Below are 24,451 nucleotides of genomic sequence, written 5' to 3'. Positions count from 1 at the left end.
TCGGCGGTGGAGGCTCACTTCTTCTTGGCGTCCTTGGCCGGAGCGGCCGCCGCCTTGGCCGGAGCGGCCTTGGCCGGCGCAGCCTTGCCCGCAGCGGGCTTCTTGCCCGCCGCAGCCTCGGCGCCCTCGTCCTGCTTGACCTTGGCGGACTCGACGAGGACGAGCGGGATGTTCGGGTGGTCGAGCAGGCGACCCTCCGGGAACTTCACGTCGCGCACGCGCAGCGTCTGCCCGCCCTCGAGCGGCGTCACGTCGACGATGAAGCTGGTCGGCACGTCGGCCGGCTTGACCGCGACGCGGACCTCGCGGGCGATGGTCTTCAGCGTGCCACCGACGGCCACGCCCGCCGCGCGGCCCGTGAACTCGAGCGGCAGCTTGATCTCGAGCTCGCGGTTCGGGTCGACGCGCAGGAAGTCGACGTGCAAGATGTCGTCGCGGACCAGGTCGAGCTGGCGATCGACGATGATGCACGACTCGACGCGGTCGGCCTTGCCCTCTTCCTGGACGCGGATGGCGTACCAGGTGTTGCGCTTGCGGGCCGGGTCGGCGGCCTTGCGCAGGAGCAGCGGGTCGAGGGCGATCGTCAGGTGCTCGCCGCCGTGGCCGTAGATCACGCCGGGGATCTTGCCGGACGCGCGGAGCTTGTGGGCCTCGCCCTTGCCAGTGCCGGTCCGGATCTGAACCGTGAGTTCGCGTTGCTGATTCATGGTGATTGTCTCTTCTCTCGTCGGGTCCGTTCGGGACCCTCTTGTCTCGCCTCCGGGTGGGAACCACACCATCGGGCTCGCCGCCGGTCGGGCAGAGGTCTTGGTCGGTCGGTGCGACCATTGTCGGTCGTGAGACCGTAGAGCTAGTAGAACAGGCTCGAGATCGAGTCTCCGTGATGGATGCGCTTGACCGCCTCGGCCAGGAGCGGCCCCAGGCTGACGACCGTCAGGCGGTCGCAGCGGGCCAGCCGGTCCTCCTGCGGGCAGCTGTTGGTCACCCAGATCCGCTTGATGACCGACTTGTTGATGCGGTCCATCGCCGGGCCCGAAAACACCCCGTGGGTGGCGACCGCGTAGACCTCGGTCGCGCCGGCCTTGAGCACCGCCTCGGCCGCGTTGCACAGCGTCCCGGCGGTGTCGATGATGTCGTCGACGAGGATCGCCCGCTTGCCGGCGACGTCGCCGATGAGGTGCATCACCTGACTGACGTTGGGCCCGTCGCGCCGCTTGTCGATGATCGCCAGCGGGCAGTCGAGCAGCTTCGAGTACAGCCGGGCCCGCTCGACGCCGCCGGCGTCCGGCGAGACCACCACGACCTCCTGCCCGCGCAGGCCCTCGAGCTTGAGCAGGTCGCGGAACACCGGCGTCGCCACCAGGTGGTCGAACGGGATGTTGAAGAAGCCCTGGATCTGGCCGGCGTGCAGGTCGACCGCGAGCACGCGGTCGGCCCCGGCGGCGGTCAGCAGGTCGGCGACCAGCTTGGCCGAGATCGGCGTGCGCGGCTTGACCTTGCGGTCCTGGCGGGCGTAGCCGAAGTACGGCATCAGCGCGACGATCGACCCGGCGCTCGCCCGCTTGAGCGCGTCGATCATGATGAGCAGCTCCATCAAGTTGCGATTCGGCGGCGAGCAGGTCGACTGCATGATGAAGCAGTTGACCCCGCGCACGTTCTCGCCGATCTCGACGAAGATCTCGCCGTCCGAGAACCGCTCGGCGCGGGCCCTGCCCTGCGAGATGCCGAGGTGGTCGCACAGCTCCGCGGTGAGGGCCGTGTTCGAGTTGCCGCCGAAGATCGTGAAGGTCTTGTTCAAGCGCGGGTCCTCGGTCGAAGGTCAGCGGAGATGAATTGGGGCGGTAGGATTCGAACCTACGAATGGCGGTACCAAAAACCGCTGGCTTACCACTTGCCGACGCCCCAGCATTTGTTCAGCCTCGAAGGGCCGAGCCCTGCGAATTGACCGTGCTCTGAGGATCGCAGGAGCGGGCCCCAGGGCGCGCGCTTTATAGGATTAGCCCAAAGGCGCTGTCAACCGTCCTACCGGCGCTCAGCCCGACGCCAGCGGCCCTGCGCCACGTAGGCGGGGTCACACGCGGACGTCGCCGGCCGCTCCCGCCGAGGCGCCGCCGGCGCCTGCCCCTGACGACCTGGCCCGAGGGTCTGGCGACGATCGCGGTGAAATTGGGGGTCCGAAGCCCGTGGCCTGCCGCGCGGGCGCCCCGCGAATCACGTGAGTTCTCTTGCTCGGCAGCGCGGCACAAAGCAGGTGGGAGGATGGGTCTCGGGCGCCTGCGAGGGTCCCGCTTTGTCCCACCGCCACTGGGGCCGTGTGCTAGGTTGCGGCCCTCGCAGGAGACGACCAAATCCCATGTCGCCCACGCTGAAGTCTCACGGACGATCGCGCCGAACCCTCTCCGGCCGCGCCGGCCGCACCCTGGCCCTGTTCACCCTCTGCGGTGGCCTGACGCTCTCCTCGATCGCCGCTGACGCCGCGCCCGCCGCGGATCCTGCGCCCGGAAGCAAGACCACGGCCGCCAAGAAGCCGGCCAAGGGCGGGCTCGCCTTCGACCTCCCGGTCCAGGAGTTCTCGCTCGCCAACGGCCTGCGCGTCTACGTCGTCGAGGACCACTCGACCCCGGCGTTCAACATGACGCTCCTGTACGACGTCGGCTCGCGCGACGAGGTCCAGGGCCGCACCGGCTTCGCCCACCTGTTCGAGCACATGATGTTCGAGGGCAGCAAGAACGTGCCGCCGATGGGCCACCTGACCTTCGTGCAGCGCGTGGGCGGCAACAACAACGCCGGCACCAACTACGACATGACGATCTACTACAACAACCTGCCGAGCCAGTACCTGGAGCTCGGCTTGTGGTTGGAGGCGGACCGTCTGCGCTCGCTCGAGATCACCGACGCCAACTTCGAGAACCAGCGCTCGGCCGTGAAGGAAGAGAAGGCCATGCGCATGGACAACGTGCCGTACGCGGCCGCCGTCCAGAAGTGGCTGTCGGCCGCCTGGACCGGCACCGGCTACGGCCACGAGGTCATCGGCAGCCTCGAGGACCTCAACGCCGCCAAGACCCCCGACGTGCAGGCGTTCTTCGACAAGTACTACGCGCCCAACAACGCGGTGCTGGTGTTCGTCGGCGACGTCGAGCTGAACGACCTCAAGTCCAAGGTCGAGAAGTACTTCGGCGACATCAAGAAGGGCCCGGATCGCACCCCGACCGCGATCGGCCAGGTCGACCGCAGCAAGCCGATCGAGACCATCGTCGAGGACCCGCTGGCCCAGCAGTCGCTGTTCCTGCTCGGCTGGCACACCGTCGGCGCCAACCACCCCGACCGCCACGCCCTCGACCTGCTGAGCAACATCCTGCTCGTCGGCGAGTCGGCGCGCATCCCGAAGATCCTGCAGGACGAGAAGAAGCTGACCGCCGTCAGCGGCGGCACCCACTTCGCCATGCGCGACGTCGGCCTCGTGTTCGTCCAGGCCCTGCCCAACAAGGACGTCAAGTTCGACGCCATCAAGCAGGTCGTGCGCGACGAGGTCGCCAAGGTCCAGAAGAACGGCATCACCGCCAAGGAGCTGCAAAAGGCGATCAACCGCCAGGTGATGGACACGGTCGAGACGCTGGCCACCAACGCCGGCCGCGCCAACTCGATCGCCACCGGCGCGCTGTTCCACAACGACCCCAAGTTCGTCCTCACCGACCTGGACAAGTACCAGCAGGTCAAGCCCGCCGACATCAAGCGGGTCGCCAACGAGTACCTGGGCGCCAACTGGCTGACCCTCGAGATCAACCCCGGATCGACCGGCGCGCCGATGATGGGCCCGGGCTGAGCAGCGCTGACCTCCAGGACAGGAAGCCAAAGACCATGTTCACGCGCACCACGCATTCCTTCGCCACAGCCCTCGTCGTCGCCGCGCTCGCCGCCCCCGGCTGCGGCAAGCCCAAGGGTGAGACCACCGCGCCCGACGCCAACAAGCCGGCCGACGCGCCGCAGGTCGCCGACAAGCCCGCGCGCATCTACCAGGACCCGCCGCCGCCGACCGAGCCGCGCGAGGTCCAGTTCCCCGACCTGCAGAAGATCCAGACCAAGAACGGCCTCGAGATCTACGTCGTCGAGAACCACGAGGTCCCGCTGATCTCGGCCCAGCTGGTGATCAAGGCCGGCACCATGGACGACGAGCAGCTGGCCGAGATGACCGCCAGCATGCTCGGCGAGGGCACCAAGACCCGCACCAAGGCCAAGATCGACGAGGAGATCGAGTTCGTCGGCGGCAGCCTCGGCGCCGGCGCCGGCGTCCACGACACCAGCGTCTACACGCAGGTGCTCAAGCGCGACATCAAGCTGGCGCTGACGCTGATGGCCGACGAGGTCGTCAACCCGGCGTTCCCGCCGGCCGCGCTCGACAAGCTCAAGGAGAAGGCCAAGACCGGCCTCAAGGCGATGAAGTCGAACTCCGACGTCCTCGCCGACGCGCTGTTCGACATGGCCGCCTACCCGGCGGGCCACCCGTACGGGCGCTCGCTGCCGACCGAGGCCCGGATCGACGCCGTCACCGTCGACGCGGTCAAGAAGTTCCACGACACCTTCTACCGCTCGAACAACAGCTACCTGATCCTCTCCGGCGACGTCACCGTCGCCGAGGCGGAGAAGCTCGGCAACGAGGTGTTCGCCAAGTGGAAGCCGATCGAGGGCCAGGCCCCGTCGAACCCGCTCAACGGCTTCAAGTCGTACAAGCACCCGCCCAAGCTGATCGTCCACCTGGTCAATCGGCCCGGCTCGGCGCAGTCGGACATCCGCATCGGCAACCTCGCGCTCGCGCGCAAGAACCCCGAGTGGATCAAGCTCGACCTCGCCTCCGACATCCTCGGCGGCGGCTCGACCGGGCGCCTGTTCCTCGACGTGCGCGAGGAGAAGGGCCTCACCTACGGCATCTACACCAAGATGGAGCCGGGCGTCGCGCCGGGCACCTGGCGGATCTGGACCAAGACCAAGACCGCCAGCACCGGCGAGATGCTCAAGGCCGTGTTCGGCCACATCAACAAGATGCGCGACACCGACGTCACCGCGAAGGAGTTCGAGGACGTCACGCGCGAGGCGATCGGCAGCTTCCCGCTGAGCATCGAGACCGCCGACCAGGTCGCCGGCCGCGTGCGCACGATCCTCACCTACGGCCTGCCGGCCGACTACTACAAGACCTACCGCGACGAGGTCCGCAAGGTCCAGATCGCCGACATGAAGACCATGTCGCGCAAGTTCATGAACGACGTGCCGGTGGTGGTCGTCGTCGGCCGCGCCGACAAGACCGAGCAGCAGATCAAGGACGCGCTGCCCGACGCCACGATCGTCCACTACGACACCGACCTCAAGTGCCTCGAGAAGGACACCACCTTCTGCGCCGCCAACCACGCCCTCGCGGCTGCTGGCGCCGCACCGGCGCCCGCGCCCGCCCCGGCCAAGTAATCGACCGCGGCAGCGGCTCGTGATACCCCAGGGGGGCCCCGCGGAAGCGCGAGGCCCCCTTCGCGCGTACGGGGCCCGCGGGCCGAGCACCGCAGCTTTTCCGGGACTCGATCCACGGCCCGCCGGGTTTCGCCTCACGGCCTCCCCGGCGCTCCGGACGGCCCGCGCCCCTCTCTCGGCAGGAGATTCCAGTCATGTGCGGCATCATCGGTTACACCGGCGCTCGCTCCGCCGTCCCGCTCCTCCTCGGCGGCCTGCGCCGCCTCGAGTACCGCGGCTACGACTCGGCCGGCGTGGCCGTCCCCTCGACCACCGGCGGCCCCGTCCAGCTGGCGCGCTGCCAGGGCAAGATCGTCGCCCTCGAGAACGCGCTCGAGAAGACCCCGCTCGCCGGTCCGTGCGGCATCGGCCACACCCGCTGGGCCACCCACGGCCGCCCCTCCGAGCTCAACGCGCACCCGCACCGCGCCGGCGACATCGCCGTCGTCCACAACGGCATCATCGAGAACCACGCCGAGCTGCGCGCCCACCTGCAGGCGGCCGGTTGTCAGTTCACCAGCGAGACCGACACCGAGGTCATCGCTCACCTCGTCGCCCGCGAGCTCGTCGAGGGCAGCGATTTCCTGCAGGCCGTCGTGCGCGCCACGGCCCAGCTCGAGGGCGCGTGGGCGATCGCCGTCGTCCATCAAAAGCACCCCGACACGATCGTCGCCGCGCGCCACAGCGCCCCGCTGCTGCTCGGCCTCGGCGGCCCCGGCGTCGGCGAGGACAGCCCCGCGGCCGAGAACTTCGTCGCCAGCGACGTCTCGGCGATCTTGCAGCACACGCGGGTGGTGGTCGACCTCGAGGACGGCGACCTCGCCCGCATCACGCCGACCAGCTTCGAGCTCGTCGACGCCCACGGCAAGCCGGTCCAGCGGCCCAGGCGGCGCGTCGAGTGGAGCCCCGCCGCCGCCGAGAAGCAGGGCTTCCGCCACTACATGCTCAAGGAGATCCACGAGCAGCCGCGGGCCATCCGCGACACCATGCTCGGCGCTGGCGTCGTCGCCGACGACGTGCGCTTCGAAGGCCTCGACCTGCTCGGCCCCGACCTCGGCGCGTGCGCCCGGATCGTCATGCTCGCCTGCGGCACCAGCTTCCACGCCGCCCTCATCGGTCGCTCCTTGATCGAGGGCCTCGCGCGGATCCCCGTCGAGGTCGACATCGCCAGCGAGTTCCGCTACCGGGACCCGATCGTGCGCACCACCGACCTCGCGCTGGCGATCACGCAGTCGGGCGAGACCGCCGACACCATCGCCGCGCTCAAGGAGGCCAAGCAGCGCGGCGCCCAGACCCTGGCGATCTGCAACGTCCTCGGCGCCAGCATCAGCCGCGTCGCCGACAAGGTCCTCTACACCCACGCCGGCCCCGAGATCAGCGTCGCCTCGACCAAGGCGTTCACCACCCAGCTGACCATGATGCTGCTGCTGGCGATCCACCTCGGCCGGCGCACCGGGCACCTCACGCCCGAGCGCGCGCGCGGCCTGCTCGACGGCCTGCAGGACCTGCCGGCGCACATCGACAACCTCCTGGCCGCCAGCGCCGCGATCCGGATCGTCGCTCGCCGCCACCAGGGCGCCCGCGACTGCCTCTTCCTCGGCCGCGGCCTGTGCTACCCGGTGGCCCTCGAGGGCGCGCTCAAGCTCAAGGAGATCAGCTACATCCACGCCGAGGGCTACGCCAGCGGCGAGATGAAGCACGGGCCGATCGCGCTGGTCGACAACACCATGCCGGTGGTCGTCCTGGCCCAGCGTGGCCTGGGCTACGGCAAGGTGCTCTCGAACCTCGAGGAGGTGCGCGCGCGCGGCGGCAAGATCATCGCCGTCGCAACGCTCGGCGATCACACCATCGGCGACCTCGCCGACGACCTGATCCTCGTCCCCGACGTCGCCGGCGAGCTGCAGCCGATCCTCGCCAGCATCCCGCTGCAGCTGCTCGCCTATCACTTCGCCGATCTCAAGGGCACCGACGTCGACCAGCCGCGCAACCTCGCCAAGTCGGTCACCGTCGAGTGACGGCGCATCACCACCGCGCCGGCGCTCCGCACGACTCGTGAAATCCGTCGCCGGCGACGGACGCGAATCACTGCGCGCCGGCGATGCGCGCGACCCCGTCGCACGAGTGACGGCGAATCACTACCGCGCCGGCGGTCGCTGCATCCGCCAGAACCGCACCCCGCCGAGGTTCTCGAGCTCGTGCTCGCCGACCACCTCGTAGCCGTGGCGCATGTACAGCCGCTTGGCCGGCTCGCGGTCGGTCTCGAGGTAACACGGCAGCCCGGCCGCGTCGGCGCGGGCCGACAGCGCCCGCAGCAGCGCCGAGCCGAGCTGACGGCCCTGCATCTCCGGCTCGACCCCGAGCACCGCGAGGAAGAAGTGCGGCACCCGCGGGTGATGCGTGCGCAGGAACTCGTCGAGGCGCAGCAGCCGGATCAGGCAGCGCGGCCCCGTCGAGAGACCCGCCAGGTACATCGGCACCAGCGCCCGCCCGCTCGGCTTCTGATCTGGCCCATAAGACAGGCTCGTCGCCGCCACCCGGCCGCCCGCGCGGACCACCTCGACCGTCCCGCTCGCCAGCGCCGTGCCGGTCATGCCGCCCATCAATCGGGTCGCGCGCGCCAGCCGTCGCGGCCGCGCGTCGCCGAGCGTCGCGACCATCCCGGGGTTGTCGCAGAAGGCCCGCCCGAGCAGCCCGCGCAGCTCGGTCGCCCCGCCGCGAAAGCCCTCGACCCGCGGCTCGTTCACGCTCCACCTCCGCGGGTCCACACGCCCGACTTCCCGCCTGACTTTTCGACCAGGTACACCGACGCGATCACCATCCCGCGGTCGATCGCCTTGCACATGTCGTAGATCGTCAGCGCCGCCGCGGCCGCCGCGGTCATCGCTTCCATCTCGGGGCCGGTGCGGTCGACCGCGCTGACGCGGACCGTGACGCGCACGCCCGGGAGGTCGGGCTCGAGCACGAAGTCGACGTCGATCCCGGTCAGCCGCACCGGGTGGCACAGCGGGATCATCTGCGGCGTCTGCTTCGCGCCCCCGATCGCGGCCAGGCGGGCCACGGAGAGCACGTCGCCCTTGCCGATCTGGCCCTCGCGGATCCGCTCGAGCGTCGCCGGGGCCATGCGCACGCGGGCCTCCGCCACCGCGGCGCGCGCCGTCTCCGGCTTGTCGGTCACGGCGACCATGCGCGCCGCCCCGGAGGGGTCGAAGTGGGTCAGGGGCTCGGCCATGGCCGAGGCTAGCCTCGGCCGAGGCGAGGTCGTGCGACAGCGGGGCCGCTCAAGCTCACACGCCCGCGGCCGGGCTCCGCGCGCCGAGATTTGCCGACTCCGGCGAGGAAACGGTAGAGCCGCGCCGGCCCTCGTGATATCTCTCGGCCCGGCTGCCGCGGCCTCGTTGGGTCCGCCTTGCAAGCCTGCAAAGCTATGAAGATCGGCATTCCGAAGGAGATCTACCCTGGCGAGCGCCGGGTGGCTGCCACCCCAGACACCGCCAAGCGCCTGCAGAGCCAGGGCTTCTCCGTGGTGGTCGAGAGCGGTGCCGGTGCGGCCGCCGAGTTCGGCGACGACGCCTACGCCAGCGTCGGCTGCGGCATCGCGGCCGACGCCGAAGGTCTTTGGGGCCAGGTCGACATCGTCCTCAAGGTCCGCGCGCCGAGTAGCTTCGAGGTCGACCTCGCGCGCGAGGGCCAGGTGCTCATCAGCTTCATCTGGCCGGCGCAGAACCCCGACCTGGTCGAGCGCCTGCGCGGCCGCGGCGTCACGGTGCTGGCCATGGACGCGGTGCCGCGGATCTCTCGCGCGCAGAAGCTCGACGCGCTGTCGTCGATGGGCAACATCTCCGGCTACCGCGCCGTCATCGAGGCCGCCAACAGCTTCGGCCGCTTCTTCACCGGCCAGATCACCGCCGCCGGCAAGGTCCCGCCGGCCAAGCTCATGGTCATCGGCGCCGGCGTGGCCGGCCTCGCCGTCATCGGCGTCGGCCGCGGCCTCGGTGCGATCGTCCGCGCCTTCGACACCCGCCCCGTCGTCAAGGAGCAGGTCGAGAGCATGGGCGCCGAGTTCCTCGAGCTCGACTTCCACGAGGACGGCACCGGCGTCGGCGGCTACGCCAAGGAGATGAGCCCGGCCTTCATCGCCGCCGAGATGGACCTGTTCCGCCGCCAGGCCGAAGAGGTCGACATCATCGTCACGACGGCGCTGATCCCCGGCAAGCCGGCGCCCAAGCTGATCTTGCGCGACATGGTCGAGCGCATGAAGCCCGGCTCGGTCATCGTCGACCTGGCCGCCGAGACAGGTGGCAACTGCGAGCTGACCTCGCCGGGCGAGAAGATCGTGCACGGCGGCGTCACGATCATCGGCTTCACCGACCTGCCGAGCCGCATGGCCGCGCAGTCGAGCCAGCTCTACGGCACCAACCTGTGCCACCTGCTCGACGACATGGGCAAGGCCGCCAACTTCCGCATCGACGAGAACGACGAGGTCGTGCGCGGCTGCCTCATCACCCACCACGGCGAGATCAAGTGGCCGCCGCCGCGCCCCGCCGCCGCGCCCGCGCCCGCCGCCGCTCCCGCTGCATCCAAGCCCGCCGCGCCGGTCGCCCCCGCGCCCGAGCCCCCGCGCCCCTCGGCCCCGCCGCCGAGGAGCCACGGTCACGGCCACGGCCCGCCCGCGGGCGAGTCGAGCCCGTGGCCGCTGCTGTTCGCCGGCCTCCTGCTGATCGGCATCGGCTTCGGCGTCGACGACAAGTCGAGCTTCCTCAGCCACTTCACCGTGTTCGTCCTGGCCTGCTTCATCGGCTACCAGGTCGTGTGGAGCGTCTCCCCGGCCCTGCACACCCCGCTGATGAGCGTCACCAACGCGATCAGCGGCATCATCATCATCGGCGGCATGCTGCAGATCTCGGGCGCCCCGACCTCGGCCGCGACCTTGCTCGGCGCGGCTGCCATCTTGCTGGCGATGATCAACGTCGCCGGCGGCTTCCTCGTCACCCAGCGCATGCTGAAGATGTTCCGCAAGTAAGCGGCGGGGACCACCACGATGTCGTTCAGCCTCCTCACCGTCATCTACATCGCCGCCAGCGCGCTGTTCATCCTCAGCCTCGGCGGCCTCTCGCGCCAGGACACCGCCCGCCGCGGCAACGTCTACGGCATGATCGGCATGCTGCTCGCCGTCATCGCCACCGCCATCGGCATGAACGCCGACAAGGTGATGAACATCAGCGGCAGCGGCTTCGCCATCCTCGCCGCCGCGATCGTCCCCGGCGCGCTCATCGGCGCCGTCCTGGCCGCGCGCGTCGCCATGACCGCGATGCCCGAGCTGGTCGCCGTGCTGCACAGCTTCGTCGGCGCCGCGGCGGTGCTGGTCGGCCTTTCGTCGTTCCTCGGCGCCGGCAACCACGCCGACACGATCCACAACGTCGAGGTCTACATCGGCGTGTTCATCGGCGCGATCACCTTCACCGGCTCGATCATCGCCTTCCTCAAGCTGCGCGGCAGCATCGGCGGCCGGCCGCTGACCCTGCCCGGCCGCCACCTGCTCAACCTGGCGCTGCTGCTCGGCTGCGTGTTCTTCGGCTGGCAGTTCCTGGCCGACCCGCACCACGGCCTCACCCCGCTGCTGATCATGACCGGCATCGCCAGCGTGATCGGCGTGCACATGGTCATGGCCATCGGCGGCGCCGACATGCCCGTCGTCGTGTCGATGCTCAACAGCTACTCCGGCTGGGCCGCCGCGGCCGCCGGCTTCATGCTGAACAACGACCTCCTGATCGTCACCGGCGCGCTGGTCGGCAGCTCGGGCGCGATCCTCTCGTACATCATGTGCCGGGCGATGAACCGCTCGTTCATCAGCGTCATCGCCGGCGGCTTCGGCTCCGACGGCGGCGCGGCCGTCCCCAAGGGCGCCGCGGCCCAGCCGGTCGGCGAGTGCCGCGAGGTCGACCTCGACGGCACCGTCGAGCTGATGCGCTCCGCTCGCAACATCATGGTCGTGCCCGGCTACGGCATGGCCGTCGCCCAGGCGCAGCACCCGGTCGCCGAGATCGCCAAGCTCCTGCGCAAGGCCGGCGCCAACTTCCGCTTCGCCATCCACCCGGTCGCGGGCCGCCTGCCCGGCCACATGAACGTGCTGCTGGCCGAGGCCAACGTGCCCTACGACATCGTCCTCGAGATGGACGAGATCAACCACGACTGCCCCAACACCGACCTCGTGCTGGTGATCGGCGCCAACGACATCGTCAACCCTGGCGCCCAGGACGACCCGTCGAGCCCGATCGCCGGCATGCCCGTGATCGAGGTGTGGAAGGCCAAGACCGTGGTGGTGATGAAGCGCGGCAAAGGCGTCGGCTACGCCGGCGTCGACAACCCGCTCTTCTACAAAGAAAACACCCGCATGCTCTACGGCGACGCCAAGAAGAACGTCGACGCCCTGCTCGGCAAGCTGCGCGGCTGAGCTCCTCCGCGCCCGCGGTGAAGCCCGCCCCTCGCTCGAGGCGGCGGGCTTTTTCGCGTCCGGGCCTCGGCCAGAACAGCCAATATTCTACCCTCAACCTCGTTGTCAGCCCCATAAAGGCGCATATAATACCCCGTATGCTCTTCACTACCGAGGAGGTCGCGCAGCGGCTGGCGGGGCGGCTGAAAGAGCTCCGGCTGGCGCGTGACTGGCGGCGAGAGACCCTGGCCGAGCGGGCCGGCATCAGCGCCGGCACGGTCAAGCGATTCGAGACGACCGGCCAGATCGCGCTCGACAACCTGCTCCGCCTGGCGCTCGCGCTCGGCTGCCTCGAGCAGTTCGAGGCGCTGTTCGCCCCGCCGCCCGCGCGCTCGCTGGCCGAGCTCGAGCAGCGCGGCCAGGCGCCCGTGCGCCAGCGAGGTCGCCGGTGAACGCGGCGATCCACAAGATCGAGGTCCGGCTCGAGCTCGGCGCCGGGGACACGCCGATCGTCGGCCACCTGCTGCTGCACGAGCGGGCGATCTACTTCGAGTACGAGCCGACCTGGCTGGCCCGCGGCCCGTCGATCTCGCCGCTCAAGCTGGCCCTTCAGCCAGGCATCTTCAAGGCCCCGGCGGCCACCCGCCTGCACGGCGTGTTCGCCGACGCCCTGCCCGACGGCTGGGGCCTGTTGCTGATGGACCGGCTGTTTCGCAAGCGCGGCCTCGCCCCCGAGCAGCTGTCGCCGCTCGATCGCCTGGCCCACCTCGGCGCCCGCACCATGGGCGCCTTGACCTTCCACCCGTGCACCGACGCCGAGCCGGTCGCCGATCGATCGATCGCCCTCGACAAGCTCGCCGCCGCCGCCGAGGAGGTCTACCGGGGCCACCCGTCCGAGCTCTTGCCGGTACTGCAGCACGCCGGTGGTTCGCCCGGCGGCGCGCGGCCGAAGATCCTCGTGGCTGTCCGCGGGGACAGCATGGTCTTTGGGACAGCCGTGCCGCCGCCCGACCACGAGCCGTGGCTGATCAAGTTCTGGGCCGGCGACGAGCAGCGCGACGCGGGGGCGATCGAGCACGTCTACGCCCGCCTGGCGCGCCACGCCGGGCTCGAGGTCCCGGACACGCGGCTGTTCGCTACCAAAAGCGGCCAGCGCTTCTTCGGCGTGCGCCGGTTCGACCGCGACGAGGCCGGCGCGCGCACCCACGTCCACACCCTCGCCGGCCTGCTCGACGCCGACTTCCGCGAGCCGAACCTCGACTACGACATGCTGCTGCGCGTCACCATGCACCTCACGCGCGCCCAGCCGGACGTGCGCCGGGCCTACCGGCAGATGGTGTTCAACGTGCTCGCGCACAACCGCGACGACCACGGCAAGAACTTCTCCTTCCTCATGGACCGCGAGGGTGGTTGGCGCCTGTCCCCCGCCTACGACCTCAACTTCGTCGCCGGTCCCGGCGGCGAGCACACCATGACGCTCGACGGCGAGGGCCGCCGCCCGACCTGGCAGCACCTGCTGCGCCTCGCCCGTCGCGCCGGCATCGACGAGAAGGCCGCGCAGGCGATCGTCGACGAGGTGCGTGCGGCCCTGACGCGCTGGCCTCGTGAAGCCCGCGCGGTCGACGTCGCCCCGGCCACGATCGCGGACATCGGCCGCCGCCTCGAGGCCGTCGCCGCCGAGGCCGAGCTGCCCGGCGCGCGCGCAGCCAGGCGACCGCGCCGCCGCTGACCTGCCGCCGGGCCCGTCCAGGACGGCTTCATCCCGCTTGCAGCCTGGGTTATGAAAGGGAACCGAGCCCGCGACATGCATCAGCACGAGACCTGCCTGGCGGTGCGCGACGTCCTCAGCCGCGTCGGCGACAAGTGGAGCGTGCTCGTCGTCAGCATGTTGAGCGACCGACCGCTGCGCTTCAGCGAGCTGCGGCGGACCATCGACGGCATCTCGCAGCGAATGCTGACCCTGACGCTCCGCGGCCTCGAGCGCGACGGCCTGGTGACGCGGACAGTGACCCCGACGAACCCCCCGCGCGTCGACTACGACCTGACCGACCTCGGCCGCACCCTGCTCGACCCGGTGCAGGCGCTCGCCGCCTGGGCCGACGGCCACCGCGGCGAGATCGCCCGCGCCCGCGAGCGCTTCGACCGCAAGGACCCACGCAAGCAAGACTGACGGCCTGTCTGGAGGGCCATGTCCTTGGCGACATGCCCCGATGAACATGCGCCATTCGACATGTCCTCTTTGACATGTCGTCTCGACCATGTCTCTCAGGCCCCGCACGGGTGCCCGGCCAGCCTCGCCTGCTTCGTCACCCGCCCGGCGCCCCGATCAGCGCACCTCGGCGGCCACCCGCAGCACCCCGTGCGCCGGGTAGCTGATCGTCAGGTCGGCCAGCTCCAGCCCGCCCTCGCGCAGCGCCTGCGTCCCGTCGCGCAGCAGCGTCCGCACGTCGATCCCCGGCAGCCCGGCCGCGCCCGGGGCCAGCAGCGCGTCGAGCCTCGCCTCGACGTCGCCCAGCTCGAGCAGCGCCGCGAAGCACGGCCACAGCGCCCCCGCGCGGGCGCAGGACAGGCGCAGGCGGTCGATCGTCCCCGCCAGGGCGATGCGCCCGCGCGCGCCGTCGTAGTGCGGGCGCACCAGCCCGCGCCCTGCCACCAGCACCTCGCCGGGATCGTCGCCCTCGCTGCCCGTCAGATCGAGCCGCAGCCCCGCGATCGTCAGGGCCCAGCCGTCACCTGTCCCCGGAGACAGGGACGGCGGCAGCCGCACCTCGATGCCTTCCAGCCCGAGCGTCGTCCACTCGCCCAGCTCCTCGTCGACCCGCTCGACCCACTGGGCCCGCCCCATCAATTCGCCGAGCAGCCCGTTGGCCGTCCACGCGTCGAGCAGCGCGTCGACCGTGTCGAGGCTGAGCTCGACCTCCGCGTCGGCCGTCGGCGCCACCGGCCGCAGCGGCGGCAGCGACAGCCCGTGCCGCGCCGGCCCCGGGATCGCCGCCAGGCGCGTGCGCACCCGGCCCGCCTCCTCGCCGGTCCGCGGCTCCGGCCGATCTGGCCGAACGGACAGGTGCGCCGCGATCCCGCCCGCCTCGATCGCCACCGCGCAGAACGCCAGCGTCGCCCGTGAGCGCGGCTCGCCGACGATCAGCTCGGCGCGCTCCGGGATCAGCGGGATCGCGCTGGCCACCGCCAGGGCCGCCGTCAGCTGCGTCTCGACCTCCTGGCGCGCCCGCCGATCGATGTAGCCGTCCGCCAGCGCGTAGCCGGCGAGCGCTCCGAGCGGCGCCAGCGGGCCGGTGATGGCCGCCCCGAGCGCCGCGGCCCCGAGCGTCGCCCGCGTGCGCAGCGTGCCGGAGAACTCGACCGGCCCGAGCGAAGCCAGCCGCACGCCGAGCTGACGCGACCCGGCCACCCGCACCTCGAGCTTGCCTGCCACCGCGATGCGGTGCTCCCCCGCGAGCGCCACCCGGAAGAACAGCGCGTCGCCGAGCAGCGTCACGCTCGCCTCCTCGATCGTCGTCGCCGGCCCGAGCAGCCCGATCGACGGCGCCGCCGCCAGCAGCTTCGCCCGCAGCGGCGGCAGCACCAGACGATCGATCGCCGCCGCCGCGACCCGCACCCCCGCCCCACACTCCGGCCCCTCGCCCCAGCGCTCGCGGAACGGCCCGATCAGCGCCGCGTCGGTCGCCACCTCGGCGCCGCCCTGCCGCGGCAGCTCGACCTCGATCAGCCGCAGCCCCGGCGCGTCACCCAGCGCGACCGATAATGTCCCATCGGACATGTCCTCTCGCACATGTCCAGAAGCATCATCGATGACTTGCCCGTCGACGCGCACGACCGTCCGCGCCGTCAGCTCGGGCGGCACCACCCGCCCCGACCAGCGCCCGTCCGCGGCCGGCGCGTGGGCCGACGCCACCTCGACGCGGAACGGCTCGATCGCCGCCGCCTCGATCAGCGCCCCGCGCCCGGCGGCCAGCAGCGCGCCCGCCAGCACCAGCCCGGCCAGACCGGCCATCGACGCGAGTCGCCAATTATCCACCGCGAGCGCCATACAGCACCACCAGCGACGCCAGCTCGAGCGCCACGATCCACAGCGTACAGGCCATCACGCTGCGGACCATCGCCGCCGTCACCGCGTCTGCGCTGGCCTTGTCGCTGGCCCCCTTCGCCACCGCGTCGGCCGCGATCCCGCCCGCGTACAGCGCGACCAGCACGAGCGCGCGCGCGCGGAACGGCGCCCGCGCGGCCGGGGGATCGAGCAAGTCCGCGGTGACGACGGCCCACGGATCGGCGAGCGCCGGCACCTGGACCTTCAAGTAGAGCAGCCCGCCGAGCACCATCCCGCCGGTGAACACCGCCGCCAGCACCACGTACGCCAGCGCCAGCCCGAGCACCGCAGGCAGCCACAGGTAGCGCGCCTCGGCGATCCCGAGCCCGCGCAGCGCCGCCGTCTGGCGCGTCAGCGACATCCCGCCGAGCCAGGCCGCGACCGCGCTGCCCGAGGTCGCCGCGAACAGGATGCCCGACAGCGGGGGCGCCAGCGCGAGCACGTGCATCGACCCGATCAGCGCGAAGATCTTGTCCGGCCGCACCGGCACCCCGCCGCCCGAGAACGCGCGGTGGAAGATGTAGAGCAGCGTGAACCCGACCAGCAGCGACACCGCGGCGATGAACAGGAGCGGCCGCCACAGGCCCTGGGCGAACGTCACCCGCGCCACCTCGAAGAAATCGCGCGGCCGGACCAGCGCCGCCGGGGCAGCCACCAGCGCCCGGGCCAGCACCGCGAACGGAGCGAGCATGTCCCGAAGGACAGCTCGCAGCCGCGGCCCCAGGCGCCGGCGCGCGCCCCCGCCCGCATGACCTGTCTCTCGGGCCATGCGCTCGCGCAGCGCCGCCCCCAGCGCCGCGACCGTCGCCGCCGGCGACTCGCCGCGGGCGATCGGCAGCTCGACCAGCTGGCCCGCGGCCGGGTCGAGGTAGAGGAAGCGATCGGCGAAGCCCGCCGCGAATTCGAGGTCGTGGGTGATCGCCAGCGCGGCCGCGCCCTGGCCAGCGATCTGGCCGCGCAGCGCCGCCGCCAGCCGATCGACGCGCAGCGGATCGAGCCCGACCGACGGCTCGTCGAGCAGCAAGATCTGGCGCCCGCCCGCCAGCGTGCGCGCGACCGCCAGCCGCTGCGCCTCGCCGCCGCTGACGTGCGCCACCGCCTGCCCGCCCCCGCTCCAGCGCCGCGGCAGATCGAGCGCGGCGATCCAGCGCTCGACCGCCGCCGCGCTGGCCGCCGTCGGCTTGTCGGCGTTGCGCAGCGCCAGGGCGATGTTACCGGCCGCGCTGAGGTGGTCGAGCAGCGCCCCTCGCTGCGGCACGATCCCGACCGCGCCGGCCGTCGTGAACGCGGCCGCACGGACCGCGAAGCCGCGCGCCCGCAGCCCCTCGGCGTCGTGCAGCGCCGCCATCAGCGTCGACTTGCCGGCCCCGCTAGCCCCGAACACCGCCACCGTCTCGCCGGCGCGCAGCGTCAGCGTCAGCGCCTCGACCAGCGGCGAGCCGTCGGGCCGCGCGATCGCCAGCCCCTCGACGCGCAGCAGCACCGGCCGCTCGTCGCCCCGCCGCTCCGCCTCGGTCTCGCCGGTCCCCGCGTCCACGCTCACCTGCCCCTTCGCACCTGTCCTTTCGGACCTGGCGCTTCACACATGTCGCAACAGACACATCACTCGCCCCGGCTCACTCCGCCAGCCAGGCCTGCAGGCGCTCCGCGTGGCGCTCCGGCAGCTCGATCCCCGGCTGCCGGATCTCCGGCACCGCCGCCCCGTGGAAGTCCGACCCGCCCGTCACCACCAGCTCGCGCCGCTTGGCCAGGTTCAGCCACTGGCCGCGCTCCTGCGACCCGTAGCGGCCGTAGTACGCCTCGATGCCCTCGAGCCCGGCCGAGCGGTACTGCGCGTACATCTCGTCGACCAGCTGCGGCGAGCGCAGCGTGTGCGGGTGCGCCAGCGACATCTTCGCCCCCGCGTTGCGACCGAGCCGCAGCCCCTCGTCGAGCGACACCCGCTCGAGCGCCACGTCGGCCGGGCCACCGTCGCGGAGGTAGCGCTCGAACGCCTCGCGGTGCGAACGGACCACGCCCGCCTCGACCAGCGCGCGCGCGACATCGGGCCGACCCGGCGTGTGGCCGTGGGTGGCGATGAGGATCTTCTCCCCGTCGAGCTTGACCCCGAGCCGGCGCAGGCGGGCGATGATCGCCTTGAGCCGCGTCCGCCTGTCCTCGAGCACGCTCTCGAGCCGGACCTCCAGCGCCGTCAGCCCGGAGCCGTCGCGGATCCCGTAGATCAGCAAGTGGACCGTCTTGTCGGCGAAGCGGCAGCTCAGCTCCACCCCGCGCAGCACGCGGGCTCCCGGCAGCGCAGCCGCGGTCGCCTGGTAGCCCGCGACCGAGTCGTGGTCGGTCAGGCAGAACAGCTCGACCCCTTCGGCCTGGGCCCGCGTCGCCACCTCGGTCGGCGTCAGACTGCCGTCCGAGCAGGTCGAGTGGCAGTGCAGGTCGACGCGCATCATTCCCTCTCGATCAGCGCGTAACGCAGCCCGCGGTCGCGCACCGCCAGGCTGGTGGCCCCGCAGTGCTGCATCGCCGCCAGCAGGATCGTCATGCCGGCGACGATCACGTCGGCGCGCGCAGGCTCGAGCGTGGGCCAGATCTGGCAGCGCTCGGCGACGGTCACCCGGGCCGCGCGATCGCGGAGGTCGCGGACCTGATCGATCGTGAAGGTCGAGCCGTCGACCTGCTCGCGGTCGTACTGCGTCAGCCCCAGCAGCATCGCCGCCGCGGTCGTGACCGTGCCCGCGAGGCCGGTGAGCACGGGCTCCGGATCGAGCGGCTGCCCGCGCTGCAGCGTCTCCAGGGCCGTTTTTTCGATCTGCGCCACCTCGCTCGGCGCCGGCGGATCCTGGGTCACGAACCGCTCGAACAGTCGCACCGCGCCGATCGGGTGCGACACCGACGAGATCAGCCGCTCGCCCTCGCCGACGGCCAGCTCGGTCGAGCCGCCGCCGATGTCGAGCACGCGCAGCGCCGTCGTCGGGCCCAGCTCTTGCGCCACCGAGCGGTATGACAGCTCGGCCTCCTCCGCGCCGCTGAGCAGCCGCACCGGCGCCCCGAGCACCGCGGCCGCGGGCGTCAGGAAATCGTCGCGGTTGCTGGCCAGGCGCACGCCCTCGGTCGTCACGGCCAGCGGCGTCGCCCCATGGCGCTCCGCCGTCTCGCGGTACTGCTTCAGCACCGCGAGCGTGCGCGCGATCGACTCGGGCGCCAGCACTCCCGACGCGGCCACGCCCTTGCCGAGGCGGGTGATCGTCGCCTGGTCGAGCGCGATCTCGAGGTCGTCGCCGTGCCAGCGCGCGATCAGCAGCAGGACGCTGTTGGTCCCGATATCAATGACCGCGCGCCAGGATCCTCGCGGATCCGCGGCGCGCGGCGTCGCAGGCTCACCTGACTGTTGGGACATGTCCCGAAGGACCTACTCGCTGCGCGGGCCCCAGTCGGGCGTGGTGCCGGCCTTGGCGATGACCTGCTGGTTGTTGCCCTTGTCGTTGGCGACGACGATGCCGCCGACGGTCGACTGGAAGGCGATCATGCGGCCGTCGGGCGACCAGCTCGGGTCGAGGTTGCGGCCCGGGTTCTGGGTCAGGCGGGACAGCTTGCCGCTGCCGACGTCGATGGCGAAGATGTCGTAGCGGTTGGAGTTGTCGCGGCCGGCGTAGGCGACGAGGTTGCCGCGCGCGCCCTGGCCGGGGTTCCAGTCGGGCGTCTGGTTGTAGGTGCCCTGCTTGGTCAGGCGGGCCGCGCCGGCGCCGTTGGAGCCCATGCGGAACACCTGCGGGCCGCCCGAGCGGCTCGACACGAACGCGAGCTGGTTCGAGCCCGGGCTCCACGTCGGCGAGCCGTCGATCGCCGCGTTGTTGGTCAGGCGGGCCTTGATCGTGCCGCCGGTGTCGATGAGGTAGATCTCGGAGTTGCCGTCCTTCGACAGCGTCAGGGCGATGCTCGAGCCGTCGGGGCTCATCACGCCGCCGAGGTTGAGGCCGCGCTGGGTGCTGATCCGGCTCAGCGAGCCGCCCGAGCTCATCCACAGGTCGGGGTTGCGCTTGGCGTAGGAGGTGAAGAGCACCTGCCCGCCCGGCCCGATCGACGGCGAGATGTTGAGCGAGCGGTTGTTGGTGATCGAGGCCGGCGACTCGCCGTTCATCTCGATCGTGAACACGTTCTTGGTCACCGTCGGCGTCCGGTTGGTGCGGACGAACGCGATGCGCGAGCCGAACACACCCGGGATCTTGGTGTAGTGCTCGATGACGTCGTTCATGAACCGGTTGGCGGCCTTGAGCGGGTCGTTGGCCGCGTAGCCGCGCGACAGCACCGGCTTGCCGCCGGCGCCCATGTCGAACAGGCGGAACTTGAACTGACCGCCGACCTCGTCGGCGAGGATGACGGCCTGGGCGCCGATGTCCTGCCAGCCCTTCTGGTCGAAGTCGTTGGCCTTGATCAGCGCGGCCGGGATGCTGCGGCGGTCGATGACCTCGAAGCCGCTCGAGATCAACGCGTTCTTGCGCAGGATGTCGCCGATGCGGCCGTCGGCCGGGACCGCGAGACGCAGCAGCGTGAACCCGCCGCCGAGGTCGACCTCGGAGCCCGCGGCCGGAGCCGCGTTGGCCAGAGCCGGCTGTTTGCCCGCGTAGAACGAGGTGGCGAGCAGGAGGGTGGCGAAGAAAGAAGTTCCGAGCAGGGTCCGCTTCATGGGCGTTGGCACCTTCTGAGCGCGCCAACCATACCCGCCCGTCAAGGCCGGGGGAACCCCCCGCGCCCCAATTGTGCCGCTTTGGCCCGCAGACGCGCTGGGGGCCGGCCCCACCGGCCGGCCGCCGCGAGCCGCCCAGCGAGCCCTGGCAGACAATTTGTCACCCCGATCCGCCGCAACGCGGCGGCGATCCACTTACTTGACCGCGCCGGCGCCGGCACCCTTGCCGCGCCACGTGAACTCGTACTGGATCTTCTTGCACTTGCCCTTCAGCAGGTCGGCCACGCCCGCCGGCACGCTGACCTTGAGCCCCTCGATGGTGCTCTTGATCCGCGAGTCGAGCGTGGTGTCGCCGGTGCCCTGCTTCTGCTGCGCCGACAGCTTGCCGTCGGGGCAGACCTCGAGGCGGAACTTGAAGGTCGCGTCCTTGCCCTCGGCGCCGAAGGTGCCGACCTTCATGCCGTTCAACACCTTCATGACCTCGGTGGCCCACGGGTCGCCGGCCTTGAAGGTGTCGGACCAGCCGCCCGCGTCGCCGAACGGGTCGCCGGGCAGCTCCTTGACCGTCGGCAGATCGTTGTGCGGCGTGTTGGAGTCCTGATTCTTGGTCGACTCCTTGGCGCCCTTCTTGGTGGGATCGGGCTTCTCGGTCGACTTGGCGTCGGTCTTCTTCGGCTCGTTCTTCTTCGGCTCGGTGGTCGGCTGCGCCTTCTCGTCCGTCGTCACCGTGGTCTCGGCGGCGGCCTCGGCGGCGACCGTCTTCTCGACGATGATCTTCTCCGGGATCTGGGTCGGGTCGAGCTTGGGCCCGAGCCGCACCAGCTCACCGGGGACGAACTCCATCTCGAGCTCGTCGTCGTCCTCTTCGGCCGAGACCTCGAAGGTCGGTCCGAACATCACCAGCGCCGCGACGCCGCCGGTCAGCAGCGCCGAACCGAGCAGGCTGCCGAAGAACGCCGTCGGGTTGCGGAGGATGTCGCCGAACTGGCGGCCCAGCTCGACGAACGGCGTCAGCAGCATCGGCACGGAGCGGACTTTGATCTCGGACATGCTCGTTCCCTCTCAGGTGCGCGGCGGGACCTTCGGGTCGGTCAGGAACCCGACCTTGGACACCCCTGCCGTACGCAACGCGACGAGCACCTCGACGATCCGGCTGAAGTCGATGTTCGAGTCGCCCTGGATGAAGGCCACGCCCTCCTGCTTGAGGCGCGCGTTGCTGCTGAGCTCGTTGGTCATGGTCGCGGGGTCGCGCGAGAGCGCGACCGTGCCCATGAAGACGTCGCCCTTGGCGTCGACCGAGACCGTCGCCAGCAGGAATTGCTCCTGCGCGATCGCCTGCGCCTTGGCCTTCGGCACATCGATCTTCTGCGGCTGCTTCGGCGCCATCAACGGCGTCGACACCATGAAGATGATGAGCAGACACAACATCACGTCGACCAGCGGCGTGACGTTGATCGCCGAGACCGGGCCCTCGCCCTGGATCGCGTCTGCTGTGACCTTGCTGCTCATGCGTACACCGTGATCGTAGCAGGCGACCGGTCGCGGCCTAGAAGAAGTGGCGCTTGACGATGTTGGTGTAGTCGCTGCCGAACGTGGTCATCTCGGCGCCGAGCACCTTGATGCGGCGATTGAAGTAGTTGTACGCCATGACCGCCGGGATCGCGCTCATCAGCGAGGTCGCGGTCGCCACCAGCGCCTCGGCGATCGGGCCCGAGACGACCGCGAGGTCGGCCGAACCGGACGCGGCGATGGCCGAGAACGCCTCCATGATGCCCCACACCGTGCCGAGCAGACCGACGAACGGCGCGGCCGAGCCGATGGTGGCCAGCAGCGGCATCAGGTTCTCGAGCTTGGTCGTCTCGCTGACCCTGGCGCGGACCAGCGCGCGCTCGATGTTCTCGAGCCCGTCCATCTTCTCGTGCATCGACCCGGTGGCCTCGTTCTGGCCCTTCTTGACCTTCGACAGCTCGATGTAGCCGGCGCGGAACATCGCCGCCAGCGGGCTGTACTTGAGCTGCTCGGCGACCCGGTAGATGTCGTCGAGGCGCTTCGACTCCCAGAACCGGTCGAGGAACGTGATCGACTGCGACTGCGCCTGGCTGATGTGGATCAGCTTGTAGAGAATCACGAAGACCGTGGTGAAGATCGAGATGACCAGCAGGATGCCGACCACGAGCACGAGGCCCTTGGCGCCGAACAGCAGGTGGAGGATGTCGATCTCGGCGAGCAAGCTGGGCACGGGGAGCAACACGCCGGCAGGCTACACGCCCCCGCCCGGCCCCGTCAAACCGCGGGCCGCCCCCGACGACGCCGGTTTTGCTATCCTCCGGCCGTGCCTCGCCCCGCCCACGCGCTCGCGCCCGCGCCCGCCTCGCCCCTGCGGCGGCGCCCGAGCCCGGCGGTAGGAGCGATCCTCGCGCTCGTCACGATCGCCGCCTGCGTGCGCGACAAAGGCGAGGTCGAGCTGAACTGGACCGTCGTCGACGCCGCCGGCCGCTCGATCTTCCCCGCCGGCGAGCTGGACGACATCGACAATTGTGACGCCGACGCCGCCAGGTTCGGCGACCTGTGCGGCTTCATCGGCCGCGTCACCGCCGACGGCCCGCGCAAACCCTATCAGTTGCATGCCCAGCTCCGCCTGTGCGAGCCGGACTGCCCGCAGGCCTGCGCCACCGACGAATCTTGCCAGGTCGACGTGCTCACGTACGATTGCAAGGCCGCGCGCGGGTTCTCCATCGTCACCGCCCGCGAGCAGGAGCCCTACGACTTCGAGGTCGGCGTGGTCGCCCAATTCGCCGATGGATGCGTCTGCGAGCTCGGCCCAGCCTGCGCCCTCACCCCTGGCCCGCGCAGCCGCACCGTCGAGCCGGGCCTCCTCACCGACCTCCAAGTCTACCTGTTCGTGCTCACCGGCCTCGACGCCTGCGTGCAGGAGCCGTCCGAGCAGGGCCGCACCGTCATGGACCTCGTGGGATGCTGCGCCGGTTGCTCCTAGGGACCTGGCTCTTGGGGCCGGCGTGCGTCTTGCCCGCGGGCGGGGCCACCGGCCTCGAGCTGACGTGGAGCGCGCGCGAGGTCAACGCCGTCGACGGCCCCGAAGCTCGCCGGGCGCGCACCTGCCTCGGCACGGGCCTGTCCCGGGTGGCCGTGCAGGTGGTCGACGCCGCCGACCCCGCACGCGACCGCGTGTTCGCCTATGCGTGTGAGGCCGGCAACATCTCGCCAGCGGCGCGGACGGTCGAGACGCCGGAGATCTTCCTCGACCTGCGGGCCGGCACCTACGACCTGACGGCCAGCGGTCGGGCCACCGACGACGCGCCGCTCGCCATCGCGTTGGCCGTCGGCGAGGTCGAGAGCCACGCGATCACCCTCGTCGACCTCGAGCTGCAGCGCCCGCCGCAACAGCTCGACCTCGCCCTGACCGGCGCGTGCGGCGACCTCACCGTCGCCCTGCGCTACGCCGACCCCGCTGCCGATCTGTTCCTCGCCGAGGGCGACGAGCCGCCCGCGCTCTATCGCCAGGCCCTCGCCAGCGATCGCGGCCTGCGCCTCGGCGGTCAGTCGCAGCCCTGCACCGGCCTCGCGGGCGCCCACCGCGTGCAGGGCCTCGACCCCGGGCGCTACCGCCTCGATCTCGAGATCGACGGCCGGACCTGCTCGCGCGCCCTCGCCATCGAAGACTCACCCGTCCAGATCGCCCTGGACCTTGAAAACCCCGCCTGTGACGGATAGACCGGCCCTG

Annotated in this window: 22 protein-coding genes and 1 tRNA gene; 10 read left to right on the top strand and 13 right to left on the bottom strand. The window is 71.1% G+C overall.

Annotated features, from left to right (window positions below; translation table 11 throughout):
- Positions 1-14: 14 nt before the first annotated feature.
- From POL25_RS18125 to POL25_RS18115, 3 genes are all read right to left on the bottom strand, one after another.
- Positions 15-707: a 50S ribosomal protein L25 gene (locus POL25_RS18125; RefSeq protein ID WP_272087335.1), complete on the bottom strand. Its 693-nt coding sequence runs from the start codon at positions 705-707 to the stop codon at positions 15-17.
- 143 nt (positions 708-850) lie between these two features.
- Positions 851-1,798, bottom strand: coding sequence for a ribose-phosphate diphosphokinase (locus POL25_RS18120; RefSeq protein ID WP_272087334.1), 948 nt, complete (start codon positions 1,796-1,798; stop codon positions 851-853).
- A gap of 35 nt (positions 1,799-1,833) precedes the next feature.
- Positions 1,834-1,905: transfer RNA gene (locus tag POL25_RS18115), tRNA-Gln, on the bottom strand.
- Between the two features lie 448 nt (positions 1,906-2,353).
- On the opposite strand from POL25_RS18115, the gene POL25_RS18110 reads away from it, so the two are divergent.
- The 3 genes from POL25_RS18110 (at position 2,354) to glmS (ending at position 7,508) form a co-directional block, all read left to right on the top strand.
- Positions 2,354-3,823, top strand: coding sequence for a M16 family metallopeptidase (locus tag POL25_RS18110; RefSeq protein WP_272087333.1), 1,470 nt, complete (start codon positions 2,354-2,356; stop codon positions 3,821-3,823).
- Positions 3,824-3,858: 35 nt separating this feature from the next.
- On the top strand, positions 3,859-5,454 hold the full coding sequence (locus POL25_RS18105) for a M16 family metallopeptidase (protein ID WP_272087332.1): 1,596 nt from the start codon (positions 3,859-3,861) through the stop codon (positions 5,452-5,454).
- A gap of 194 nt (positions 5,455-5,648) precedes the next feature.
- Positions 5,649-7,508 (top strand): glutamine--fructose-6-phosphate transaminase (isomerizing), encoded by a 1,860-nt coding sequence (gene glmS / locus POL25_RS18100; protein WP_272087331.1) that lies wholly within the window; start codon positions 5,649-5,651, stop codon positions 7,506-7,508.
- Positions 7,509-7,628: 120 nt separating this feature from the next.
- Here glmS and POL25_RS44400 read toward each other — a convergent pair whose 3' ends face one another.
- Both POL25_RS44400 and moaC read right to left on the bottom strand, forming a co-directional pair.
- A complete protein-coding gene (locus POL25_RS44400; protein WP_272087330.1) occupies positions 7,629-8,237 on the bottom strand; it encodes a GNAT family N-acetyltransferase in 609 nt (202 codons plus the stop codon).
- The gene (gene moaC, locus POL25_RS18090; protein WP_272087329.1) at positions 8,234-8,722 is read right to left on the bottom strand and encodes a cyclic pyranopterin monophosphate synthase MoaC; all 489 of its coding nucleotides are present in this window, start codon (positions 8,720-8,722) and stop codon (positions 8,234-8,236) included. The genes POL25_RS44400 and moaC overlap by 4 nt, the downstream gene beginning before the upstream one ends.
- 195 nt (positions 8,723-8,917) lie before the next feature.
- Here moaC and pntA point away from each other — a divergent pair, with 195 nt between their 5' ends.
- The 5 genes from pntA (at position 8,918) to POL25_RS18065 (ending at position 14,093) form a co-directional block, all read left to right on the top strand.
- Positions 8,918-10,513, top strand: a complete 1,596-nt coding sequence (pntA, locus tag POL25_RS18085; RefSeq protein WP_272087328.1) for a Re/Si-specific NAD(P)(+) transhydrogenase subunit alpha — start codon at positions 8,918-8,920, stop codon at positions 10,511-10,513.
- An 18-nt stretch (positions 10,514-10,531) separates the two neighbouring features.
- A complete protein-coding gene (locus tag POL25_RS18080) occupies positions 10,532-11,944 on the top strand; it encodes an NAD(P)(+) transhydrogenase (Re/Si-specific) subunit beta (RefSeq protein ID WP_272087327.1) in 1,413 nt (470 codons plus the stop codon).
- A 137-nt stretch (positions 11,945-12,081) separates the two neighbouring features.
- Positions 12,082-12,375, top strand: coding sequence for a helix-turn-helix domain-containing protein (locus POL25_RS18075; protein ID WP_272087326.1), 294 nt, complete (start codon positions 12,082-12,084; stop codon positions 12,373-12,375).
- Positions 12,372-13,652 (top strand): type II toxin-antitoxin system HipA family toxin, encoded by a 1,281-nt coding sequence (locus tag POL25_RS18070; protein ID WP_272087325.1) that lies wholly within the window; start codon positions 12,372-12,374, stop codon positions 13,650-13,652. The genes POL25_RS18075 and POL25_RS18070 overlap by 4 nt, the downstream gene beginning before the upstream one ends.
- Positions 13,653-13,727: 75 nt before the next feature.
- Positions 13,728-14,093 carry a winged helix-turn-helix transcriptional regulator gene (locus POL25_RS18065; RefSeq protein WP_272087324.1) on the top strand — a complete coding sequence of 122 codons (366 nt, stop codon included), beginning with the start codon at positions 13,728-13,730 and terminating at the stop codon, positions 14,091-14,093.
- A gap of 156 nt (positions 14,094-14,249) precedes the next feature.
- Here the strand turns inward: POL25_RS18065 and POL25_RS18060 are convergent, their stop codons facing one another.
- The 8 genes from POL25_RS18060 to POL25_RS18025 all read right to left on the bottom strand — a co-directional run bounded on the left by POL25_RS18060 (position 14,250) and on the right by POL25_RS18025 (position 22,960).
- Positions 14,250-15,959, bottom strand: a complete 1,710-nt coding sequence (locus POL25_RS18060; protein ID WP_272087323.1) for a hypothetical protein — start codon at positions 15,957-15,959, stop codon at positions 14,250-14,252.
- Positions 15,952-17,565: an ATP-binding cassette domain-containing protein gene (locus POL25_RS18055; protein WP_272087322.1), complete on the bottom strand. Its 1,614-nt coding sequence runs from the start codon at positions 17,563-17,565 to the stop codon at positions 15,952-15,954. Before POL25_RS18055 ends, POL25_RS18060 begins: the two co-directional genes overlap by 8 nt.
- Positions 17,566-17,644: 79 nt before the next feature.
- A complete protein-coding gene (locus tag POL25_RS18050) occupies positions 17,645-18,475 on the bottom strand; it encodes a PHP domain-containing protein (RefSeq protein WP_272087321.1) in 831 nt (276 codons plus the stop codon).
- On the bottom strand, positions 18,472-19,422 hold the full coding sequence (locus POL25_RS18045; RefSeq protein ID WP_272087320.1) for a Ppx/GppA phosphatase family protein: 951 nt from the start codon (positions 19,420-19,422) through the stop codon (positions 18,472-18,474). Before POL25_RS18045 ends, POL25_RS18050 begins: the two co-directional genes overlap by 4 nt.
- 12 nt (positions 19,423-19,434) lie before the next feature.
- Entirely contained in the window at positions 19,435-20,709 is a 1,275-nt protein-coding gene (locus POL25_RS18040) for a beta-propeller domain-containing protein (protein WP_272087319.1), read from the bottom strand.
- A 195-nt stretch (positions 20,710-20,904) separates the two neighbouring features.
- The gene (locus POL25_RS18035; protein ID WP_272087318.1) at positions 20,905-21,759 is read right to left on the bottom strand and encodes a hypothetical protein; all 855 of its coding nucleotides are present in this window, start codon (positions 21,757-21,759) and stop codon (positions 20,905-20,907) included.
- Between the two features lie 12 nt (positions 21,760-21,771).
- Positions 21,772-22,218: a biopolymer transporter ExbD gene (locus tag POL25_RS18030; protein WP_272087317.1), complete on the bottom strand. Its 447-nt coding sequence runs from the start codon at positions 22,216-22,218 to the stop codon at positions 21,772-21,774.
- 37 nt (positions 22,219-22,255) lie between these two features.
- On the bottom strand, positions 22,256-22,960 hold the full coding sequence (locus tag POL25_RS18025; RefSeq protein ID WP_272087316.1) for a MotA/TolQ/ExbB proton channel family protein: 705 nt from the start codon (positions 22,958-22,960) through the stop codon (positions 22,256-22,258).
- Positions 22,961-23,041: 81 nt separating this feature from the next.
- On the opposite strand from POL25_RS18025, the gene POL25_RS18020 reads away from it, so the two are divergent.
- A complete protein-coding gene (locus POL25_RS18020; RefSeq protein WP_272087315.1) occupies positions 23,042-23,704 on the top strand; it encodes a hypothetical protein in 663 nt (220 codons plus the stop codon).
- Positions 23,695-24,441, top strand: coding sequence for a hypothetical protein (locus POL25_RS18015; protein ID WP_272087314.1), 747 nt, complete (start codon positions 23,695-23,697; stop codon positions 24,439-24,441). Before POL25_RS18020 ends, POL25_RS18015 begins: the two co-directional genes overlap by 10 nt.
- Positions 24,442-24,451: the final 10 nt, after the last annotated feature.

The sequence above is a fragment of the Nannocystis bainbridge genome (genome assembly GCF_028368995.1).
Lineage (GTDB): Bacteria > Myxococcota_A > Polyangia > Nannocystales > Nannocystaceae > Nannocystis > Nannocystis bainbridge.
This window is presented reverse-complemented; position numbering and strand designations above follow the sequence as displayed.

Excerpts from the sequence above, each read along its gene's own strand:
- POL25_RS18045 (WP_272087320.1), bottom strand. The coding sequence starts at position 19,422 with ATGTCCCAACAGTCAGGTGAGCCTGCGACGCCGCGCGCCGCGGATCCG.
- pntA (WP_272087328.1), top strand. The coding sequence starts at position 8,918 with ATGAAGATCGGCATTCCGAAGGAGATCTACCCTGGCGAGCGCCGGGTG.
- POL25_RS18080 (WP_272087327.1), top strand. The coding sequence starts at position 10,532 with ATGTCGTTCAGCCTCCTCACCGTCATCTACATCGCCGCCAGCGCGCTG.
- POL25_RS18040 (WP_272087319.1), bottom strand. The coding sequence starts at position 20,709 with ATGAAGCGGACCCTGCTCGGAACTTCTTTCTTCGCCACCCTCCTGCTC.
- POL25_RS18065 (WP_272087324.1), top strand. The coding sequence starts at position 13,728 with ATGCATCAGCACGAGACCTGCCTGGCGGTGCGCGACGTCCTCAGCCGC.
- POL25_RS18125 (WP_272087335.1), bottom strand. The coding sequence starts at position 707 with ATGAATCAGCAACGCGAACTCACGGTTCAGATCCGGACCGGCACTGGC.
- POL25_RS18075 (WP_272087326.1), top strand. The coding sequence starts at position 12,082 with ATGCTCTTCACTACCGAGGAGGTCGCGCAGCGGCTGGCGGGGCGGCTG.
- POL25_RS18035 (WP_272087318.1), bottom strand. The coding sequence starts at position 21,759 with ATGTCCGAGATCAAAGTCCGCTCCGTGCCGATGCTGCTGACGCCGTTC.
- POL25_RS18030 (WP_272087317.1), bottom strand. The coding sequence starts at position 22,218 with ATGAGCAGCAAGGTCACAGCAGACGCGATCCAGGGCGAGGGCCCGGTC.
- POL25_RS18050 (WP_272087321.1), bottom strand. The coding sequence starts at position 18,475 with ATGATGCGCGTCGACCTGCACTGCCACTCGACCTGCTCGGACGGCAGT.
- POL25_RS18110 (WP_272087333.1), top strand. The coding sequence starts at position 2,354 with ATGTCGCCCACGCTGAAGTCTCACGGACGATCGCGCCGAACCCTCTCC.
- moaC (WP_272087329.1), bottom strand. The coding sequence starts at position 8,722 with ATGGCCGAGCCCCTGACCCACTTCGACCCCTCCGGGGCGGCGCGCATG.
- POL25_RS18105 (WP_272087332.1), top strand. The coding sequence starts at position 3,859 with ATGTTCACGCGCACCACGCATTCCTTCGCCACAGCCCTCGTCGTCGCC.
- glmS (WP_272087331.1), top strand. The coding sequence starts at position 5,649 with ATGTGCGGCATCATCGGTTACACCGGCGCTCGCTCCGCCGTCCCGCTC.